We start from the raw sequence: 20,699 nt of genomic DNA, 5'->3' as shown, positions 1-20,699 counted from the left end.
GTGACACTCCTACTCGGACAGTCGCTTGTGGCTGAACCGGACGACGACGAACTCGGCGGGTCTGGCCGGGGCGAGGGCGACCTCGGTGATCACCAGGCCCAGGTCGACATCGGTCTCGGTCATGGTCTCGCCGAGGCCGACGCGCACCCGGTAGGCCTGCTCGGGCTTGGTCCCGGCGAGAGCGCCGGCCCGCCACTGCTGGTCGAGGAAGTTCTCCACCGAGACCTTGATCCGGATCCAGGTCTGGGCGGTGTTCGGCTCGAAGACCACCCACTGCAGGGCCCGGTCGACCGAGGTCTCGATCATGTTGAACAGCCGGCGGACGTTGACGTAGCGCCAGGTGGTGTCGTCGGTCGCGTTCCGGGCGCCCCAGACCCGGGTGCCACGGCCGGGGAAGGCCCGGACGAGGTTGACACCGGCGGGGTTGAGCAGGTCCTGCCGACGCTGGGTGTAGGTCTGCGACAGCCCGACCACACCGGTCACCACCTCGTTGCCCGGGGCCTTGTGCACACCCCGGAGCCGGTCGGTCCGGGCGATGACCCCGGCGACGAAACCCGACGGCGGCACCGAGGCGAACCTGTCCTGCGAGTCCGGATCGATCGCGACGATCCGCATGTGCGGGGCGTAGACCGCCGCGAAGGTGGACGACAGGGTCCTGTTGCGCCAGTCGAGCAGCGCGGAGTCGTCGCCCTCGTCCGGTGCGTCGATCACGGCGAACCGGCGGAAGTGCTCGCAGTGGGTGACGACCTGTCCCACCAGATCGGCCTGCAGCAACGGGTCGTCGACGGTGACCAGGTCCGGGCAGATCAGCATCGCGGGTTCGTCCACCGCCTCCAGGCGGGCCAGGCCCTCGCGGAAGTCGGCGTTGGTCGCGGTCCGGTCCGCGCCGCTCCGGTCCGGTGCGACGTAGAACGGCACCGAGTCCGGCGCCACCGCCGGTGCGGCGGCGGCCCGCGGCGCGACCGTGACGAGCGCCGAAACGCCGTTCACCACACCGGCCTTGGCGAGGTACGAAGGGTGCTCCGGGCTGAGCGACAGGCCACCGAAGCTCTCGGCGACGACACCGTCCACCACCACGGACAGCGCGAACCGTTCGGCCACCACCGAGGCGCTCTCCACCGCGAACAGCCCGAACCGGGTCTGGGCGGCGTTCGGGACGTTCGTTCCGTCGGCGAAGCGCAGCAGGTAGGTGCCGCTGCCGTTGCGGACGACATCCGTGATCGGGGCGAAGACCGTGTCGATCGCGAGCCGGTCACCGACCCGCGGCTCGACGGCGCAGCGCACGGCGATACCGGCGTCCGCGGTGCCCTGCAGGGTGAAGGCCGCGTCGGTGAAGGTGTGCGCCGCGTTCGGGGCGGGGGCCAGGGTGAAGCTGCCGGCCGTGCGGGTGGCGACCACCGTGGTGGCTCCGGCGCCGGTGTAGGTGACCTTCGCGCCGGTGGGCAGGAATCCGTAGTCGGCGAGGACACCGGCGGCGGTCAGGCCGGTGATGCTCAGACCGGTGTCCGCCAGGAGGACGGCCGACACCGGGGCGTTCACCGTGACGGGCCCGCTCGGCGGTGGTGCGGCGCCCACCAGCTCGAACCGGTTCACCGTCCAGTCCGCGGTGCGGCCGTCGGGCATCGTGATCCGGGCGGCGGCGCTCTGCGGGGCGGAGGCCGAGAGCTCGGCCGCGACCGGTGCGGTGACGGGGCGCTCGAAGGTCAGCGCCGACATGGCCACATTGGTCCTGGGCGGTGCGCCCGAGGGTGTGCCGGTGACGGTGGCGACCGCCGGGAAGTCGGCCCGGCGTTGCACGAACGCGGCCCCCGCGACCGCACCGGGCGCGGTGTCCAGGGTGAGTGCGACCGACGTGCCGGCGGTGACGACGTCCGTCACCAGTGCACCGGACCGCCCGCCGTTCGGGGCGGTCGCGACGACCACGTCCCCCTTGCGGAAGCCCTTGCCGGACGGGAGGAAGAGGGCCGTCCGGCCGCCTGCCAGCGCACTCGCGACGATCGAGCCGGCGGCCATGGACGCCGAGCCGGCCGCGGTCAGCTCGATCGCGGTCGGGCTCAGCGAGACGACGGTCGCGGCCACGGGCGCGCTCACCGCACCCGAGGCGGGGACCGGCACGAGCACCAGGTCGTCACCCGGGCGGAGTCCGGTCGTGGACGGCACCTGCAGGGTGAAGGTCCCGGTGCTGGTCACCGCGACCGTGGCACCCGTCGTCTGCGCACGGTAGAAGGCGCCGGAGGCGCCGGACGCGTCGGGCCTGACGCCGATCCCCAGCGCCGTCCCCCAGGAGCCCGGCGAAGCGGCGGTGACGGCGAAGCTGTCCCTCCCGGAGGCGTCGAAGACCTTCCAGGACGCCGCGGTCGACGGGTCCACCCGCACCACCCAGGCCGCCGGCCCCCCGTTCTCGAAGTAGCCGAAGACGGACTCGCCGGTGAAGCCGCGCGCGGTCGGGGCACCGAAGGTCCGCAGGTAGTCGGCCCAGCCGGTCACCCGGGTCGGGGTGAGCACCGGCCCCTTCCGCGTCGTGCCGACGATCGCCACCACACTGGTCGGCGCGGCGGCGATCGGCTGCGGCCCGGACGGGACTTCCTCGATGTACACGCCCGGCGATGAATACGTCACGGACTCTCCTCAGCTCGTCGTTCGGGTCGTGGACTCGTCGTTCAGGTCGTGTCGACCAGCCGGATCCGGGTCGCCGCGGACGACCCGCTCATCGAAACGGTGCGCAGGAACGTGCCGTCGACCAGCAGATCCACCGGGGTGAGGGCGGCCGTCCACTCGGTCGGGGCCGAGGCGTAGACGCCGGGCTCGGCCTCGGGCAGCGCGATCTCCGGCTTCGGCTCCGGGCCCGCCGTGGCCCGGGCGGTGACTGTCCGCCCGGTCCGGGGAACGGTCGTGGACGGCGCCACCAGAGTGACCGTCAGAGTCATCGGCACAGGCCGGAGCGGACGCTCGATCTCGGGTGCGGTGAGCTCGACCACCACGGTGTGCGGCGGCCGGCCCGGTACCGGCGGGAACACCAGCAACTGCGCCACGGCGCCGTCCGTGACGGTGACCGCAAGGCTCGGCGGGGCGGACGGGACGGCGGCGTCGGCCCGCGCGGTGACGACGACACCGTCCGGGACGGTCCGGGTGGCCCACCCGTACCGCGCCTCGGTGAGCTCGGCGGCGAGCGGACCGATCGGCGCGCCCGTGGAAGCGTGCACCAGGCGCACGTGGTGCCGAAGGGTGGTGGTGGACGTCTCGGTGGTCACGGCTCCCTCACGTACTCGACGCGGTGCTCGACCACACGGCGCGCACCGTCCTGCGGCAGGACCGGGATCGGCGCCGTGTCCACCTCGTAGAACAGCGAGAGCCGCCCGGGCCGGCCGAGCGCACCCCAGATCTGATTGCGCTGGTCGTGCGTGGGCGCGACCAGACGGACCGTGAGGCTCTCGACCTCGTCGGCCAGCGGCGGTCCGAGCAACGGCGGGCGCAGGATCGGCGTGCTGTGGAAGGCCTGCGCGATCCGGGTCAGCCGGCGCTGGACCTCCTCGTGGTCGCCGGTGAACGTGACCAGGTAGTGCAGCTTCAGCGCCAGCGGCGCCCGGACCAGTCCGGCCGCGCCCTCGACGAGCGGCCGGTTGCGCAGGTGGTCGTGCTCCTCGACGGCGATCAGCGCGAGGATGCCCTTCGCCTCCGGCACCGGCGTCTTGTCCGCCTGCGAGAGCGAGTGCACGACCATCCAGTTCCCGAAGTCGGGCGTGGCCCGGTGGACGACGTCACACAGGGCCTCGCTGACCTCGGCCATCGACCCCATGCCCCGCTCCCTCTCCCGCCGACCCGCCATCGCGTTCCGCACCCGTGGCACACCACGGCCCGTCGCCGTACGGCTCGGTGTCCGGTGGCGCGACCACGACCCGACGGCACCTCGATGATTCGCCGTCAGGCCGCGTACGCGGGGCAGATCGGCAACCGCTGCCCGGTGTCTCCTTCGATCGGGTGAGCGCGGTACTGCAGTTGGCCCGGCCGGCGTCGTGCGGCCGGGCGCCGTACCACAGGATTTTCCGTCGCCGGGTACGAACCGGAGCAGTAGCATCCGGCCCATGGCTCCTGTGTTCCGCACGCCCCGGCTCACGATCCGCCCCTTCGCCACGGCCGACGCGGACGCCGTGTTCGCGATGTGGTCCGACCCCGAGGTGTGCCGGTACACGGGTGACGATCCGCCCGGCGACCTCTCGGTGATCCACGCGGACATCGCCCGTTGGCAGACGGTTGCCGACCGCGGCCCCGGCTGCGGATTCTGGGCGGTCGACGCAGACCGTGTCGGTTTCGTCGGCGACGTCTACGTCCGCCCCATGGCCGGCCACCCCGGCGAGCACGAGATCGGCTGGCATTTCGCCGCCCCGTACTGGGGCCGCGGCTACGCCACCGAGGCGGCCACCGCAGCCCTCGAACACGCCCACGCTCTCGGCGTCTCGCGGCTGGTCGCCACCGTCGACCCGGGCAACCACGCCTCGCTGCGGGTCGCGCGGAAGGCCGGCATGCTCGACGAAGGCATCTCCGACCGCTACAACCCCGCCGACCCGCCGGAGGCGGTCTTCGCCAGCACTCGCGCCCAGTGATGCGAGCCGGCGGCGACGGCTCCTGACCCTCCCGGGGCGCGTCCGGCGGCGCGTGGGGCGGCGGACCCGCATCGCCGCTGTCGGCGACCGGCCGGACCTGCGCTTTGTCGGCTCCTGCCGGGGGAGCGATGAGTTCGGCCGCCCCGACCCGTCTCAGTTCTCGACAGGACGATCCACCGCATCGGGAGCAGACCATGGGACTCATCCACATCGAGTTGTTCACCACCCTCGACCTCGTCGCGCAGGCGCCCGGCGGCCCGGACGAGGACCCCGAGGGCTTCGCCTTCGGCGGCTGGCAGGTCCCGCTGATGGACGAGGTGGCCGGGGCGCAGGTCGACGCCGCGTACGAGAACGCCGACGCGCTGCTGCTCGGCCGGCGCACCTACGACATCTTCGCCGCCTACTGGCCCAAGGCCGAGGGCAACCCGTTCGCCGCGCTGTTCAACAGCATCCCGAAGTACGTGGCCTCCCGCGGCACCCCGGACCTCCCCTGGGCCCACTCCACCCAGCTCGGACCCGACCTGCCCGCCGCGGTGCGCGAGCTGCGCGACCGCCACGAGCACGTGAAGGTCGTCGGCAGCCTGGACCTGGTGCAGACCCTCCTGCGCGAGCGGCTGTTCGACCGCCTCGACTTGTGGGTCCACCCCCTCACCCTCGGCACCGGGAAGAAGGTCTTCGACACGGGCACCGTCCCCGCCAACCTCACGCTCCTCGATGCGCCCATCGCCGGCCCGCGCGGCGCCGTCTACCTGCGGTACGCGCTCGCCGACGGCACTCCCGCCACCGGGGACATGGGCGCACCCGGGCGCGACGCCCACGACGCCGGCTGACCGACGCCGCTCCCCCACCACCCCCGGCCCGGCCGCCGTGGGCGCGTCCGGGCAGGTCGGGCCCCCTGGGGTCGGACACGGGCTGTCGGAGGTGGTCGCTAGGGTTTCGCCCGTTGATCACCCAAGGCGTGGAGGAGGAGCGGTGCGGCGCTGGGAGCTGGTCGGGGACGGTTCGGCGAAGTTCTGGGAGGCGGCGGTCGAGGGCGCGTCGGTGCGGGTCCGGTACGGCCGGATCGGCACCGGCGGCCGCGAGCAGGTGAAGGAGCTGGCCTCGGACGAGGCGGCCGGGGCGCACTTCGCCAAGCTGGTCGCGGAGAAGGAGCGCAAGGGGTACGCCGAGAGCGGTCCGCAGCCTGCACAGGCCTCGGCACAGGCCCCGGCGCAGGCCCCCGCCCCCGCCGTGGCCGGGCAGGCCGAACCGTCGGCGCCCGCCGCCGCGCCGATCGACGAGCCCGCCGGGCTGCCCGACGAGGACACGTTCGTGCTGCCCGCGGAGTGGCGCGCGAAGGCGCTGCCCCGCCGCTCCCGCGCGACACCCGCCTCCGCGCCCGCCGCGCGCGGCGGCCGGGGCCTGGAGCCCGCCGATCTCGCGGAGCATCAGGCCTGGATCGACCAGGTCCTCGCCGCGCCGGCCTCCGACCCCGAGCTGGTGCGCGCCGCGCATGCGTACCTGGCCGGTGAGCCGGACGCGCTCGGCGCGGCGGCGGTGGCGAGCATGCTGTTCTCCGTCATGGGGGACACCTTGCTGAAGCGGCTGCCGATCGTCGACCGGTGGGCCGCCCAGCACGGGCCGGCCTTCGCCGCCCTGGCGGCGGTCGAGCTCTTCGAGGTGCGCACCGCCTACCAGCAGGCCGGCCGTCACCGCTCCGACATGATGCTGTGCCGGCCCCTCCTCCAGGGGCCCCACTACACCAGCAGCGCCTGGCACTTGGAGCGCCGTGTGGCGACCCTGGTGCGGGCCCTGCTCGCCGTCACCGACGAGGCGTCCTACCGGGAGGCGGTGGACGCCCTGGCGGTGTGCCGGACGACGCCCCGGCGCCGGGTCGTCACGGTCTTCCTCGCCCCGGGGACGCCGGGCTGGGCGGACGAGTGCCTGGCGGACCAGCCGTACGTCGACGACGGCCCGTGGCTGCGGACGATGCTGATGCAGTCCCTGGACGACCCGGCGCAGCTGCGGGGCCTCGGCCCCAAGCCGCAGCTCGTCTGGAACGCCTGGACGGTGGACTTCTTCGCGACGCTCGCCGACTCGGTGGGGACGGCCTGCGTGCCGCTGCTCCCGGAGGCGGTCGAGCACGGCTACGGCACGGACCACATCCGGGCCGTCGCCGACGCGGCGACGGTCTTCCCGACCGACGACGCCTTCGGGTTCCTGCTCTCCCGGCTGGACGACAAGCACTCCCGGGCCGCGCTGCAGAAGGCCATGACCCGGTATCCGGTCCGGGCCGTGCGGCTGCTCGCGGAGGCGGCCGCGGGGTCCGGCAAGAACGCGCCCGCCGCCCGGCAGTTGCTCGACAGCCATGTCCGGCTGCACCACGCCCAGCTGCCCGCCATCCTGCCGCAGCTCGACCCCGCGGCCGCCGAGCTGGTCCGCTCGATGGACGCCGCCGCGGCCCGGGTGGCCGAGGCCGCGCCGGACGCGCTGCCGCCCGTGCTGGTCTCGCCGCCGTGGACCCGCAAGCGCACCCCGAGCAAGCCGCGTGTGCTGGCCGGCCTGGAGCCGGACGCCGCCTCGGCGCTGCTGTGGCGCGACGGCGAGCAGGAGCAGTGGGCCCGCACGGAGCTCTCCGGCTACGAGTACCCGGCGAACACCGAGTGGGGGGTGACCGCCGAGCGGGTGCTCAACGAGCATGCCGGTCTCTGGTACGCCACCCGGCTGCTCCTCCAGGGGCCGGTGGAGGAGCTGTCCCCGTACGTCGTGGACTGGCGGCCGGGCGACCTGTGGAACGGGCTGGAGTGCTTGCGCCCGGTCCTCGCCAAGTTCGGTCCGGCGGCGGTGCCGACGGCGCTCCACGCCGCCCGGACGCAGCCCGCCACCCTGGCGCCGCTGCTGCTCCCGATCCTGGACGTGGCCGCGGCCCGGGTGATGGCGGACGGCCTGGTCCGGCTCAAGTCGGTGCAGGCGACCGCGCGTTCGTGGTTCGCCCGGCACGGTGTCCCGGCCGCCGTACTGCTGGTGCCCGACGCGGTGGGTCCGGTCGGTCGGGCCCGCCGGGCGGCCGAACAGGCGCTGCGAGTGGTCGCCGCGGCCGAGGGTGCCGATGCCCTGCTGGCCGCCGCGACGGACCGCTACGGCGAGGAGGCGGCCGGGATCCTCGCCGAGGCGCTGGGTTCGGACCCGTTGGAGAACGCGCTGCCCGCCAAGATGCCGGTGCTGCCGGCCTGGCTGCAGCCCGCCGTCCTGCCGCAGCTGCTGCTCGCCTCCGGCGAGGCGCTGCCGGACGCCGCGACCGGGCACGTGCTGACGATGCTGGCCCTGTCCAAGCCCGGCGACCCGTTCCCGGCTCTCGCCGCGGCCGTCGACGCCTGTCGGCCGGCTTCGCTGGCGGCGCTCGGCTGGGCGATGTTCGAGGAGTGGCGGCAGGCGGCGATGCCCGCCAAGGAGAGCTGGGTGCTGCAGGCGCTCGGGGTGCTCGGGGACGACGACACGGTCCGCCGGCTCACCCCGATCGTCCGCGAGTGGCCCGGCGAGGGTGCCCACCACCGCGCCGTGGAGGGCCTGAACGTGCTCGCGGAGATCGGCACCGACGTGGCGCTGCTGCACCTGCACACGATCGCCCAGCGGGTGAAGTTCAAGGCGCTCAAGCTGCGTGCCCAGGAGAAGATCGCCGAGGTCGCGGAGGGGCTCGGGCTGACCGGGGAGCAGCTGTCGGACCGGCTGGTGCCGGACCTCGGCCTGGACGCGGACGGCACGACGGTCGTCGACTACGGTCCGCGCCGGTTCACCGTGGGCTTCGACGAGCAGCTGCGCCCGTACGTGCTGGACGCCGACGGCAAGCGGCGCAAGGACCTGCCGGTGCCGGGCGCCCGGGACGACCGGGAACTGGCCCCGGCGGAACGCAAGCGGTTCGCCGCGCTGAAGAAGGACGTCCGCGCGGTGGCCGCCGACCAGATCCGCCGGCTGGAGGCGGCGATGGTCGCCGGCCGGTCCTGGTCGGCGGCGGAGTTCGACGAGCTGTTCCTGCGCCACCCGCTGGTCTGGCACCTGGCGCGCCGTCTGGTCTGGCTGGCGGACGTGGCCGACGCGCCGACCGTGGCCTTCCGGGTCGCCGAGGACCGGACCTTCGCCGACGCCTCCGACGAGGCGTTCGCGCTGCCCGAGGGCGCGAGCGTGCGCCTGGCCCACCCGCTGCACCTCGGTGCGGAGCTGCCGGTGTGGTCGGAGCTGTTCGCGGACTACGAGATCCTGCAGCCGTTCCCGCAGCTGGGCCGTCCGGTGCGCCGGCTGACGGCGCAGGAGACGGCTTCCAACCGGCTGCCGCGCTTCGAGGGCGTCACCGTGCCGGTGGGCCGGCTGCTCGGCATGACCAAGAAGGGCTGGGAGCGCGGCGTCCCGCAGGACGCCGGCGTCGAGCGCTGGTTCTCCAAGCGGATATCCGACGGCTGCCACCTGGTGATCCAGCTGGACCAGGGCATCTGGGTGGGTGTGGTCAGCGAGTTCCCCGACCAGACCTTCGAGACGGTCTGGCTGGACACCGCCCCCGGCGACCACTGGTCGGGCCGCGAGTACCCACTGCGCTTCGGCGACCTCGACGCCGTCGCCGCCTCCGAACTGCTCGCCGACCTCGAGGAGATGACGGCCTCATGACCACCGGCCCCGAGCACCCGCCCGCCCCCGAACACCCGCTGCAGCGGCCGCCCGCCGAGGTCCGCTACGCCGACGAACTGGCCGCCCTGCGCGCCCAGGACGACGGCCCGCGCCCGCCCGGCTGGCAGCTCGGCCTGCGGGCCGCCCGCCGCTTCGTGGTCGGCGACCCGCAGGCGGGCATCAGCCGCAAGTTCGTCGGCAACCCCGCGCTGGTCGAACGGGCCCTGGTGACCCTGGCGACCGACCGCGGCCTGATGCTGGTCGGCGAGCCGGGCACCGCCAAGTCCCTGCTCTCCGAACTGATCGCGGCGGCGGTCGGCGGCAGCTCCACGCTCACCGTCCAGGGCGGCGCGGCCACCACCGAGGACCAGATCAAGTACTCGTGGAACTACGCGCTGCTGGTCTCCGAGGGCCCCTCCCGCCGGTCGCTGGTCCCGGCGCCGATGTACCGCGGGATGGCGGAGGGCCGGGTGGTCCGCTTCGAGGAGATCACCCGCTGCCCGCTGGAGGTACAGGACTGCCTGCTCTCACTGCTCTCCGAACGGGTGCTGGCGGTACCGGAGCTGGACGGGCCGGACGGCATGGTGTTCGCCCGCGCCGGGTTCAACGTGATCGCCACCGCCAACACCCGGGACCGCGGCGTCAACGAGATGAGCGCGGCGCTCAAGCGCCGGTTCAACTTCGAGACGGTCTTCCCGATCCCGGACTTCGACACCGAGCTGGCCCTGGTCGAGGCCGAGGCGGGCGCGCTGCTGCGCCGCTCCGGCGTCGAGGCGGCGCTGGACCGGGACGTCCTGGAGGTGCTGGTCGGCACCTTCCGCGAGCTGCGCGGCCGCGAACCGTCCGGCGAACGGCTGTCCGCCGTGATGTCCACCGCCGAGGCGGTGTCGGTGGCCCACGCGGTCGGCGTCCGCGGCTGGTTCCTGCGCGGCGAGGCCGGCAGCGCCGCCGACGTGGTGACCTGCCTGGCCGGCACCGCCGCCAAGGACAGCCCGGAGGACCTCGCCCGACTGCGCCGCTTCCTGGAGCAGGAGGCCGCCCGCCGCCGCGGCGCGCAGTGGCAGGCGCTGTACGAGGCCCGACACCTGCTGGCCGACTGATGGACCGGCTGATGGACCGGCCGATGGGCCGTGAGACCGCCGCGGTGTTCCTCGGAGTCCGCCACCACTCCCCGGCCTGCGCCCGGCTGGTCGCCCGCACCATCGCCAGCCTGCAGCCCGCGCACGTGCTGGTCGAGGGGCCCGCGGACATGAACGACCGGCTGGACGAGCTGCTGCTCGGCCATCGGCTGCCGGTCGCGGTGTTCAGCCACTACCGCGACGCGGGGCGCACCGCGACCTCGTGGACGCCGCTGTGCGACTACTCCCCGGAGTGGGTCGCCCTCCAGCACGGCCGGGCCGCCGGGGCGCAGGTCCGCTTCGTCGACCTACCGGCCTGGCATCCGGCGTTCACCGAGCGGCCCGAGCCGCTGGCCAACCGCTTCGCGGACGCCGAGGCCCGGTACGCGGAGGCGACCCGGCGGCTGTGCGAACGGTTCGGCGCGGACTCGGCGGACGCGCTGTGGGACGGGCTGGTCGAGGTCGGCGCACCGGACGGGCCGTCGGACGGGCCGGACGGGCCTTCGGGCATCGACGGGTCGGACGGGCTCGACGGGCTCGACTGGCTGGCCCGGCGTCTGGACGTGTACTTCGACCTGGTCCGGGGCGATGCCCGGGCCGAGCCCGGCGACCGGGCGCGCGAGGAGTACATGGCCGGCTGGGTCAGGGCCGCGCTCGCCCGCGACGAGGGGCCGGTACTGGTGGTGACCGGCGGCTTCCACACGCCCGCGCTGCGGACCCTGGCCTCCGTCCCCGCCCCGGCCACCGCCCCCGCCGCCGCCCCCTCCCCGGCCACCGACTGGCCCGAGGTGCCGCAGCCGCCCGACGGCGCGCAGGGCGGCAGCTTCCTGGTGCCGTACTCCTTCCGGCAGTTGGACGCCTTCGCCGGGTACCAGTCCGGCATGCCCTCGCCCGGCTACTACCAGCTGCTGTGGGAGCACGGTCCCGCGGCCGCCGCCGAGGGCCTGCTGGAGCAGGTGGTCCGCCGGCTGCGCGGGCGGCGGCTCCCGGTCTCGACCGCCGACCTGATCGCCGCCCGTACCCTGGCCGACGGCCTGGCCGCGCTGCGCGGCCACCGGGTGCGCTCCCGCACCGACGTCCTGGACGGCCTGGTGGGCGCCCTGGTCGGCGAGGCCCTGGAGCAGCCGCTGCCGTGGACCGCGGGCGGCGCGCTCACCCCGGGCACCCACCCGGTCGTGGTGGAGATGGTTGCCGCGAGCACCGGCGACCGGATCGGCCGGCTGCATCCCAGGACGCCCGCGCCGCCGCTGGTCCACGACGTCGCCGCCCGGTCCGCGCACTGCGGTGTCCTCGCCCGCCGTCCGGCCGACTGCGACCTGACCACGGCCGACGGGCTGGAGCGCAGCCGGCTGCTGCACCGGCTGCGGGTGCTCGCCGTCCCCGGCCACGTCCGGACGGCCGGCCCCGAGACCGGGGCGGACCCGGTCTTCACCGAGCACTGGGAGCCCGCACCGTCGCACGGCCGCGAGGCGGCGCTGATCGAGGCCGGCGCGTACGGCGCGCGGCTGGACGAGGCCGCCGCGGTCGCGCTCGCGACCCGGGCCCGCGAGGCCGTCACCGGTGCCCCCGACGAGGTGGCGGCCGCACTCGCCGGCGTCCTGTTCGACGCCGTGCTGTGCGGCGCGGACACCCTCTCCGCCGACCTGCTCACCACGCTCGCGGACCGGGTCCGCGCCCTCGCCGGGCTCGGCGCGACCGGCGACCTGCTGGCGACGGCCCTGCACCTGTGGCGGCACGACCGGATCTACGGGGTCGCCGGTGACCCGCTGCTCGCGGACATCGTGGACGCGGCGGTCGGCCGGGTGTTCTGGCTCGCCGAAGGCCTGCACGGCAGCGGCGGCGTCGTCGACCCCGGCCGGCTGCGGGCCGTGGCCGCCGCCCGCGACGCCCTCCGCCTGCCCGACCTGCCCCTCGCCCTCCCCCGCGCCGCCGCCGTCGCCACCGCCCGCCGCATCGCCGCCGACCACGCCGCCCCACCCGACCTCCGCGGCGCCGCCCTGGGCCTGTGCTGGTCCCTCGGCCCCGGCCCCGCCGCCACCACCGCTCCCTCACAGACCGACGGCGCCGCAGCGGTCCCCGTCGGTACCGACGCCGTGCGGGAGGCCCGGCTGCTCGCCGCGGGCGATCCCGGAGCGCTGGGCGACTGGCTGGCCGGGCTGTTCGCGCTGGCCCGCGACGAGCTGACCGGCCTCGGCACCACGCCGCAGGCCGCCGGGCCGTCGCTGCTCGACACCCTCGACGAGCTGGTCACCGCGATGACCGGCGACGACTTCCTCACCGGTCTGCCGGCCCTGCGTCAGGCGTTCGCGTTCTTCCCGCCGCGGGAGCGCGAGCGGATCGCGGAGCGGCTGCTGGAGCGCCGCGGCGTCCGCGGTTCCGCCCGCACGCTGCTGCGCACCACCGCCGACCCGCTGCTGCTGGCCCGCGCCCGCTCCCTGGAGGAGAACGTGATCCGTCTGCTCGACCGCTCCGGCCTGCGCCCCGGGCGGGCGGCGCGGTGACCGCCGACGAAGGCCTGGAGCGCTGGCGGCTGATCCTCGGCGCGCCCGCCGACCGCGCCACCGGCCCGCTCACCGGGACGGCTGCCGCCCGCGACGCCGCGCTCGAGTGGCTGTACGGCCGCGACGGCGACCTGGAGCAGCGCGGGGTCCGCAGCACCCCGCTCTCCGGCCGGACGGGCGGTGACGGCCCGTCCGTGCTCACCGCCGTGGACTGGCTCGACGACGTCCACCGGCTGTTCCCGAAGGAGACCGTCGAGCGGCTGGAGCGCGACGCGATCGAGCGGTACGAGATCACCGAGATCGTGACCGATCCCGAGGTGCTGTCCCGCGTCGAGCCCAGCGCGAGCCTGCTGCGCGCCGTCCTGCGCACCAAGCACCTGATGAACCCGGACGTCCTCGTGATGGCCCGGCGGATCGTCGAGGCGGTGGTCCGCGAGCTGATGGACCGGCTGCGCCCGGAGCTGCGCCGCGCCCTCACCGGTTCCCGTGTGCGCCGTCCCAGCAACCTGCCGCTCGCCCGCGACTTCGACTTCCGGGGCACCGTCCGCGCCAACCTGGCGCACTACCAGCCGGAGCAGCGCCGGGTGCTGATCGAGCGTCCGCGGTTCCACTCGCGCACCCGGCGGCACCTGGAGCAGTGGCAGCTGATCCTGCTGGTCGACCAGTCCGGGTCGATGGTGGACTCGGTGATCCACTCCGCGGTGACCGCCGCCTGCCTGTGGAGCCTGCCCGGCCTGCGCACCCACCTGGTCGCCTTCGACACCTCGGTGGTCGACCTGACCTCGGACGTCACCGACCCGGTCGAGCTGCTGATGCGTGTCCAGCTCGGCGGCGGCACCGACATCGCCCGCGCGGTGGACTACGCCGCCGGGCTGGTCGACACCCCGCGCCGCGCGATCGTCGCGCTGATCACCGACTTCTACGAGGGCGGCGACCCGCACCGGCTGGTCCGCACGGTCCGCCGCCTGGTCGAGCAGGGTACGGTCGTCCTCGGCCTGGCGGCCCTCGACGAGGCCGCCGACCCGGTGTACGACCGCGGCCTGGCCGGGCGGCTCGCCGACGTCGGCGCGCACATCGGCGCGATGACGCCGGGCCGGCTCGCCGAGTTCGTCGCCGAGAAGGTGGGCCGGTGACCGCCTCCCCCACCCGCCCGGACCTGCTCGCGCTCTCCCCCGACACCCTCGCCGCACTCACCAACCGGGGCCTGGTCAAGCGCGCCGCCAAGGAGGTCGACGCCGGTACCGGGCCCGAACTCGCGTACCGGGACGACGACACCGTCCTCGGCGTCCACCCGGACGGCAGCCGGACCTGCCTGCCCGCCGGCGCCGCCCTGGACGGCGCCACCTGCAGCTGCGGCGCGGCCGGGGTGTGCCGGCACACGATCGGACTGGTCCTCGCCCACCAACGCCACTCCGCCGCCGCCCCGGAGCCCGACCCCGCCTGGTCGCCCGCGGACTTCGACGACGCGCAGCTCGCGGCGGCCTTCGGCCGGGCGGCGATGGCCGCCGCGCGACGCGCCTTCGAGCGCGGCTACCGGGCGACCGTGCACCGGGCCGGCGGGGCGACCGCGGTCCCGTGGGTGGAACTGCCCACCTGCACGGTCCGATTCCCCGTGCCGCGCGAACTCGGCTACGCGCTCAGCGACGCCGCACCGGCCCGCGCGGGCGAGACGGTCGTCCTGGCCGTCTGGGCCTTCCGGGCCGCCACCGCGGACGGCCCGCTCTCCATCGGCGGCCCCGCCGCCACCGCCGCCCCTGCCCCTGCCCCTGCCTCGAACGGGCCGGACGCATCGGACGGGCCTGACACATCGGACGCGCCGGACGGACGAGGCCGGACGGGCGAGCTCGACGAGGCCCTCGCCCTGGCCCGGGACCTGCTCCTGGACGGCGTCACCCGCACCACCCCGGTCTTCGCCGCCCAGCTGACCCGCGCCGCCGACGACCTGTCCCGCGCCGCGCTCCACTGGCCGGCGGCCGCCCTCGGCGAGCTCCGCGACCAGGTCGCCTGGGGCGCCGCCCGCGACGCCCGGTACGAACCGGCGAAGGTCGCCGCGCTGCTCGCCGAGCTCCACGCCCGCCACCTCGCCGCCGTACTCGACCGGCCCGGCGCCCTCGGCACCCGCGAACCCGCCCAGACCCCCCTGCGCCGGACCCGCCTGGTCGCCCTCGGCTGCCGGATCACCGGACGCACCGCACTCGACCGCACCGCGGAGCTGTACTTCGCCCAGCCGGACGCCGGGATCGTCCTGGTGATGCGCCGGCAGTGGCAACTCACCGACGGCCGGCAGCCCACCGGCGCCGACCTCGCCACCCGCCGTCTGCTCGGCCACCCGCTGCACGCGCTCGCCACCGCCAACGTCGTCAGCGAGCAGATCTCCCGCAGCCCCGGCCGGACGGTCACCATCGGACGCGGCCGGGTGGCCGCCACCAGCGTCACACCGGTCGGCGCGGCCTGGGCCGACCTCCCGGACACCGTGCTGGTCCGCGACGCCGCCGCCCACCTCGACCGGTGGAGCGACCGCCCGCCGCGTCTGGTCCGGCCCCGCGTGGAGGCCGACCACACGCGTGTCCTGGCGGTCAGCGCCGTCGAATCCCTCGGCTACGACGCCGCCGCGCAGCGCCTGGAGGCCGTCGTCCGCGACGCCGCCGGGAACGCCGTCCTGGTTTGCGCCGACCACGAACCCGCCGCCCCCGGCCGGCTGGACACCCTCGCCGAGGCGCTCGGCTCCGGTCACGTCAGCCATCTCTCCGGCTTCCTGCGACGCGAGGGCGGCCGCCCCGTGCTCGACCCGCTCGCCGTCCTCACCCCCGACGGCCCCACCGTCCCCGACCTCGCCCCGGCGACCGCCTCCCCGGCCCTCACCCCCGCCCCGCGCCACACCGGCGATCCGATCACCACCGCCCTGGAGTCGGCCCTCGCCACCCTCGCCGACCTCACCCACGCGGGACTGCGCCACGCCGACCCCACCCGCCTCGCCGCAGCCGCCACCGCACTGCGCACCACCGGCCTCACCACCGCGGCCGGCCTCCTCGACGCCATCACCCCCCGCACCCCCGACACCTGGGCCGACGCCGCCGTCCACCTCCTCACCGCCCTGGACCTGCACCACGAGACCGGCGCCGACCACCCCCGCACCGACCGCGAGGACGTCACCACGCCATGACCGACCGCCCGAAACTCACCTACTTCAAGGCCGGACCGCCCGTCTGGAGCGCCCGCGACATCCCCGGCTGGGGCGAGGACGGCCGGCTCCGCGCCTTCTACCTCTATTTCCTCCACCCCAACATCGGCATCGACCTCGTCGAGGAGAAGCGCGCCCTCGCCCGCGACCGCGCCTACGCCGCACGCCTGCGCACCAGCCTGGAACACCTGCTGGAGCAACAGCCGGCCAGCCTGGGCACCTGGCACGCCATCACCAACCACGACATGCACTTCTACTCGGAGGGCGAGCTGTACGGCTTCCTCCTCGACCTCCACGCCTACTTCTTCGACACCCGCCCCACACCCCCCGACGACCCCGACCCCGACCGCCCCGCACCCCCGGAGCACTGGTCCTACTGGCGCCGCTTCACCCGGTAGCCCCCGCTCGGTCCGGTGCACGTGGCGCCCCGAGATCATCACGACCGCCCGCCGCGGATAGCCTGCCGGGATGACTCGGACCGGCCGTTATCGATGGCGTACCCGCCTGCGCAGGCACCTGCCGTGGTTCCTGATCGAGTGGGGGCTGGCCGGCAAGGGCAGCCAGGACTGCGGGGCCCACGAGTGGTACAACCACGACGGTCTCGTCGCCCACTGCTACCACTGCGCGCCGGGTCAGCAGGCCTGGGCCGACGTCTGACCCTCCGCCGGCACGTCCGCCAGGCACCGACGGCCTCACGGCAAGAGAGCGACAACCTGTCACGGAACCGGACCCTGTCAACCGCGTGGGACATCCGGTGGGAAGACCTGGCTGGCACCCGCTCCGTCGTGGTCGTTGCGGTCGGGCATCATGGGTCCTCGCCGGGCCCTACGTGCTCGGACATCCGACGGGAGGACCTGGTGCCGAAGCTCATCGACCATCTCGAGAGCAGACTCGGGCGCATGATCGGCGCCTGGTCCCCTCCGGCGGGTGCCCCTCCGGAGGCTCCTCAGGTGGCGTGCTTCCGCGAGGGCCGGCTCCCGGGCACCCAGTCGTTCGCGACGGTCGGCCTCTCGCGCACTCCGCTGTGGGATCCGGACTCGGGCCGCCACTTCCACCTGGAACTGCTGGCCTGCGAGAACACCGACCGCCCGGCCGGCTACGGGCACTTCCCCGACGTCCTGGAATTCGTGGCCGGGCGGCTGGTGGCCGGCGGCCGTCCGCTGCTGCGCGGCGACGTGGTGCCGCTTCCCGTGCCGCTTCCGGGTGGCACCATGACGTCCCTCTACGCGGCGCTGCCCGTCTATTTCGACGAGGACTTCTTCTCCGTCACCGTCGAGAACGGCAGCGAGGTCGTCATCGTCTGGCTCGTCCCGATCACGGCCGAGGAAACCGCCTTCGTGTCCGACAAGGGCTGGGAGGCGTTCGAGGGCGAGCTGGCCCGCCAGGACCCCGATCTCCTCGACCCGGCCCGTCCCCGGATCGACCTGTGAGCGTGCGCGGCGGTGCCCGCCGCCGGGTGGGCGCACCCGACGCCTGACGCCTGCCGCACCGGCGTGCGCCGGGGCCGTGTGCGCCGTGCGGTGGGCTGCGCGCCGGTCCGGTGCCTCGTGCGGGGGAACCGCACGGGTGAACGGTCGGCGCGGTGCGGCGGGTTGCGGTGCGTGCGGAGGGAGGATCGCCGGGTTCAGGGGTGCCCACACGGTCGGAGGCGCAGTGCGGATCCTGCTCGTCGCGAGTGCGTTCAACAGTCTCACCCAGCGGGTCCACGGCGAGCTCCGGGAGCTGCGGCACACGGTGGAGGTGCATCTGGCCGGGGAGGACGAGGCGCTCCGGGAGGCGCTGCGGCGCTTCGCCCCGGATCTGGTGGTCGCGCCGATGCTCAGGACGGCGCTGCCGCAGGACGTCTGGTCGTCCGTCACCTGTCTGATCGTGCATCCCGGTCCGCCGGGTGACCGCGGGCCGTCCTCGCTCGACTGGGCGGTCCACGAGGGGGCGACGGAGTGGGGTGTGACGGTGCTCCAGGCGGACGCGGTGATGGACGGCGGCCCGGTGTGGGCGTCGGCGCACTGCCCGCTGCCGCCGGTCGCCAAGAGCGACCTGTACCGGGGCGAGGTCTCGGACGCCGCCGTCGAGGCGGTGCTGCGGGCGGTGGAGCGTTTCGCCTCGGGTACGTACACCCCGCGCCGGCAGGGCGGACCGGACTGGCGCGCCGTCGGCCGCACCCGGCCGTACCTGCGCCAGGAGGTCCGCCGGATCGACTGGGAGCGGGACGGCACCGACGCCGTGGTCCGCGTGCTCCGGGCCGCGGACTCCCGGCCGGGAGTGCTGGACGAACTGCTCGGCGCCGAATGGTACTTGCACGGCGGCCACCCGGAGCGGCGGTTGCGCGGGCGCCCCGGCGAGCTGGTGGCCACCCGCGCGGGCGCGGTGTGCCGGGCGACCGCCGACGGCGCGGTGTGGATCCCCGAGCTGCGGCGGCGCCGCTCCCCCGGCGGGCCCGCGACCTTCAAGCTGCCGGCGGTCACCGCGCTCGGCGGCGTGCTGCCGCCGCTGCCGGAGGTGCCGGCCCCGTTGATGGCGGCCCCGTTGATGGCGGCGTCGAAGGTGGCGGCGGAGGAGGATCCGGATTGGTCGGACATCCGCTACGTCGAGGACGGGCAGGTCGGTCTGGTGCGGTTCGCCTTCCCCGGCGGGGCGATGAGCACGGAGCACTGCCGCCGGCTGCTGGCGGCGTACCGCTTCGCGCTGACCCGGCCGACCTCGGTGCTGGTGCTGGGCGGCGGCCGCGACTTCTTCTCCAACGGCATCCACCTGAACGTGATCGAGGGGGCAGCGGATCCGGCCGCCGAGTCCTGGGCGAACATCAACGCCATCGACGACCTGGTCGAGGCGGTGCTCACCACCACCGACCGGCTGGTGGTCGCGGCGGTCGGCGGCAACGCCGCGGCCGGCGGCGCGATGCTCGCGCTGGCCGCGGACGAGGTCTGGTGCCGGCAGGGTTCGGTGCTGAACCCGCACTACCGGCTGATGGGCCTGTACGGCTCCGAGTACTGGACCTACACCCTGCCGCGCCGGGTCGGCGCGGCGACGGCGCTCAGGCTCACCGGGCAGGCCCTCCCGGTGGGCGCCCCGGCGGCCCTGCGCCTCGGGCTGGTGGACCGGGTCCTGCCGTGCGCACCGGAGGAGTTCGGGCCGCAGACCGCCCGGTTGGCGCGGCTGTCGGCGGCGTCGCCGACGGTCCACGGCCGGATCGCGGCCAAGAAGGCCGCCCGGGAGGCCGACGAGCGCGTTCGGCCGCTTGCCTCGTACCGGGCCGAGGAGCTGGCGGTGATGCGGCGCCAGTTCTTCGACCCGGACGCGCCGTACCACGCGCTGCGGGCCGCTTTCGTCCGCAAGCTGCCGGCTCCGGCGGCGACGGACTGACCCGAACGGCGGATCCGGCTTGCGTCCCTTCGGATGTCCCGCGCGGCCCTGCGGACCGGCGGGCGGGGCCAACCGCTGTTAAGACGGTTCTGAGCCATTGCGTCCGGCTCTCCCAGTTCTGAGGAGGCATCCTCATGGGTGCTGCAACATCGAGCGCCACCGAAAGCGACGTGGTGCACATTCTCTGGATCAACGCGGGGCTCAGCTGCGACGGCGACTCGGTCTCCCTGACCGCCGCCATGCAGCCGAGCATCGAGGAGATCGTCACCGGGGCCCTGCCGGGCCTGCCGAAGGTCGCCGTCCACTGGCCGCTGATCGACTTCGAGTGCGGGCCGGTGCAGGGCGCGGACAACTTCGTGGAGTGGTTCTTCAAGGCCGACCGGGGCGAGCTCGACCCGTTCGTCCTGGTCGTCGAGGGATCGATCCCCAACGAGGAGATCAAGGAGGAGGGCTACTGGTGCGGCTTCGGCGACGACCCGAACACCGGTCAGCCGATCACCACCAGTGAGTGGCTGGACCGGCTCGCGCCGAAGGCCACCGGGGTCGTCGCGATCGGCACCTGTGCCACGTACGGCGGTATCCACGCCATGGAGGGCAACCCGACCGGCGCCATGGGTGTGCCGGACTACCTAGGGTGGGGCTGGAAGTCCAAGGCCGGGCTGCCGATCGTGTGCGTGCCCGGCTGTCCGATCCAGCCCGACAACTTCGCCGAGACCCTCACCTACCTGCTCTACCAGCTGGCCGGCTCGGCGCCGATGATCCCGCTGGACGACAAGCTGCGTCCCGCCTGGCTGTTCGGTGCGACCGTGCACGAGGGCTGCGACCGCGGCGGCTACTACGAGCAGGGGCAGTTCGCCACCGACTACGGCACGCCGGAGTGCCTGGTGCGGCTCGGCTGCTGGGGTCCGGTCGTGAAGTGCAACGTCCCCAAGCGGGGCTGGATCAACGGTGTCGGCGGCTGCCCGAACGTGGGCGGCATCTGCATCGCCTGCACGATGCCCGGCTTCCCCGACAAGTTCATGCCGTTCATGGACCCGCCGCCCGGCTCGACGGTGTCGACCGCGGCCAGCTCCGCGTACGGCTCGGCGATCCGGCGGCTGCGCTCGATCACCCTCAAGACGGTCGACAAGGAACCCAAGTGGCGCCACACCGGGCGCAAGCTCACGACCGGCTACCGCGCTCCGTGGTGAACCGGCGGGGCGCCGCGCGCGGGCGCGGGGGGCCCCCCCGCCCCCACCCCCCCCCCCCCCCACCACGCCCCCCCACACAACCAGGGACCCCCCAACAACGAGGCCCGCGA

15 protein-coding genes are annotated in these 20,699 nt (G+C 74.8%); 12 read left to right on the top strand and 3 right to left on the bottom strand.

Translation table 11 applies throughout. From position 1 onward, the window contains the following. Positions 1 to 9: 9 nt before the first annotated feature. From ACGFX4_RS36975 to ACGFX4_RS36965, 3 genes are read right to left on the bottom strand one after another with little or no spacing between them, the layout of a single operon-like run. Complete coding sequence (locus ACGFX4_RS36975) at positions 10 to 2,619, bottom strand: phage tail sheath subtilisin-like domain-containing protein (protein ID WP_393084536.1); 2,610 nt, start codon at positions 2,617 to 2,619, stop codon at positions 10 to 12. 41 nt (positions 2,620 to 2,660) lie between these two features. Continuing rightward, entirely contained in the window at positions 2,661 to 3,251 is a 591-nt protein-coding gene (locus ACGFX4_RS36970) for a hypothetical protein (protein WP_393084533.1), read from the bottom strand. Then, positions 3,248 to 3,796, bottom strand: coding sequence for a Pvc16 family protein (locus ACGFX4_RS36965; protein WP_393084530.1), 549 nt, complete (start codon positions 3,794 to 3,796; stop codon positions 3,248 to 3,250). The genes ACGFX4_RS36970 and ACGFX4_RS36965 overlap by 4 nt, the downstream gene beginning before the upstream one ends. Positions 3,797 to 4,082: 286 nt before the next feature. Here ACGFX4_RS36965 and ACGFX4_RS36960 point away from each other — a divergent pair, with 286 nt between their 5' ends. The 12 genes from ACGFX4_RS36960 to ACGFX4_RS36905 all read left to right on the top strand — a co-directional run bounded on the left by ACGFX4_RS36960 (position 4,083) and on the right by ACGFX4_RS36905 (position 20,589). After that, positions 4,083 to 4,601, top strand: a complete 519-nt coding sequence (locus ACGFX4_RS36960) for a GNAT family N-acetyltransferase (protein ID WP_393084527.1) — start codon at positions 4,083 to 4,085, stop codon at positions 4,599 to 4,601. Between the two features lie 194 nt (positions 4,602 to 4,795). Continuing rightward, positions 4,796 to 5,431 carry a dihydrofolate reductase family protein gene (locus tag ACGFX4_RS36955; protein WP_393084524.1) on the top strand — a complete coding sequence of 212 codons (636 nt, stop codon included), beginning with the start codon at positions 4,796 to 4,798 and terminating at the stop codon, positions 5,429 to 5,431. A 142-nt stretch (positions 5,432 to 5,573) separates the two neighbouring features. After that, positions 5,574 to 9,236: a WGR and DUF4132 domain-containing protein gene (locus ACGFX4_RS36950; protein WP_393084521.1), complete on the top strand. Its 3,663-nt coding sequence runs from the start codon at positions 5,574 to 5,576 to the stop codon at positions 9,234 to 9,236. Continuing rightward, positions 9,233 to 10,336, top strand: coding sequence for an AAA family ATPase (locus ACGFX4_RS36945; RefSeq protein ID WP_393084519.1), 1,104 nt, complete (start codon positions 9,233 to 9,235; stop codon positions 10,334 to 10,336). The genes ACGFX4_RS36950 and ACGFX4_RS36945 overlap by 4 nt, the downstream gene beginning before the upstream one ends. 23 nt (positions 10,337 to 10,359) lie before the next feature. Continuing rightward, on the top strand, positions 10,360 to 12,855 hold the full coding sequence (locus ACGFX4_RS36940) for a DUF5682 family protein (RefSeq protein ID WP_393084517.1): 2,496 nt from the start codon (positions 10,360 to 10,362) through the stop codon (positions 12,853 to 12,855). Next, complete coding sequence (locus tag ACGFX4_RS36935) at positions 12,852 to 13,988, top strand: VWA domain-containing protein (protein ID WP_393084515.1); 1,137 nt, start codon at positions 12,852 to 12,854, stop codon at positions 13,986 to 13,988. The genes ACGFX4_RS36940 and ACGFX4_RS36935 overlap by 4 nt, the downstream gene beginning before the upstream one ends. Further along, positions 13,985 to 16,018 carry a hypothetical protein gene (locus ACGFX4_RS36930; RefSeq protein ID WP_393084513.1) on the top strand — a complete coding sequence of 678 codons (2,034 nt, stop codon included), beginning with the start codon at positions 13,985 to 13,987 and terminating at the stop codon, positions 16,016 to 16,018. Before ACGFX4_RS36935 ends, ACGFX4_RS36930 begins: the two co-directional genes overlap by 4 nt. Then, positions 16,015 to 16,434 (top strand): hypothetical protein, encoded by a 420-nt coding sequence (locus tag ACGFX4_RS36925; RefSeq protein ID WP_393084510.1) that lies wholly within the window; start codon positions 16,015 to 16,017, stop codon positions 16,432 to 16,434. The genes ACGFX4_RS36930 and ACGFX4_RS36925 overlap by 4 nt, the downstream gene beginning before the upstream one ends. Positions 16,435 to 16,504: 70 nt before the next feature. After that, on the top strand, positions 16,505 to 16,693 hold the full coding sequence (locus ACGFX4_RS36920; protein WP_393084507.1) for a hypothetical protein: 189 nt from the start codon (positions 16,505 to 16,507) through the stop codon (positions 16,691 to 16,693). A 293-nt stretch (positions 16,694 to 16,986) separates the two neighbouring features. Then, positions 16,987 to 17,466, top strand: coding sequence for a suppressor of fused domain protein (locus ACGFX4_RS36915; RefSeq protein ID WP_393084504.1), 480 nt, complete (start codon positions 16,987 to 16,989; stop codon positions 17,464 to 17,466). Between the two features lie 223 nt (positions 17,467 to 17,689). Then, positions 17,690 to 19,399, top strand: coding sequence for an enoyl-CoA hydratase-related protein (locus ACGFX4_RS36910; RefSeq protein ID WP_393084501.1), 1,710 nt, complete (start codon positions 17,690 to 17,692; stop codon positions 19,397 to 19,399). A 134-nt stretch (positions 19,400 to 19,533) separates the two neighbouring features. After that, a complete protein-coding gene (locus ACGFX4_RS36905; protein WP_393084498.1) occupies positions 19,534 to 20,589 on the top strand; it encodes a hydrogenase expression protein HypE in 1,056 nt (351 codons plus the stop codon). Positions 20,590 to 20,699: the final 110 nt, after the last annotated feature.

It is taken from the genome of Kitasatospora sp. NPDC048365 (genome assembly GCF_043200835.1).
Taxonomy (GTDB): Bacteria; Actinomycetota; Actinomycetes; order Streptomycetales; family Streptomycetaceae; genus Kitasatospora; species Kitasatospora terrestris.
The sequence above is the reverse complement of the archived record's forward strand: the minus strand, read 5'-3'. Positions and strand labels throughout refer to the sequence as shown.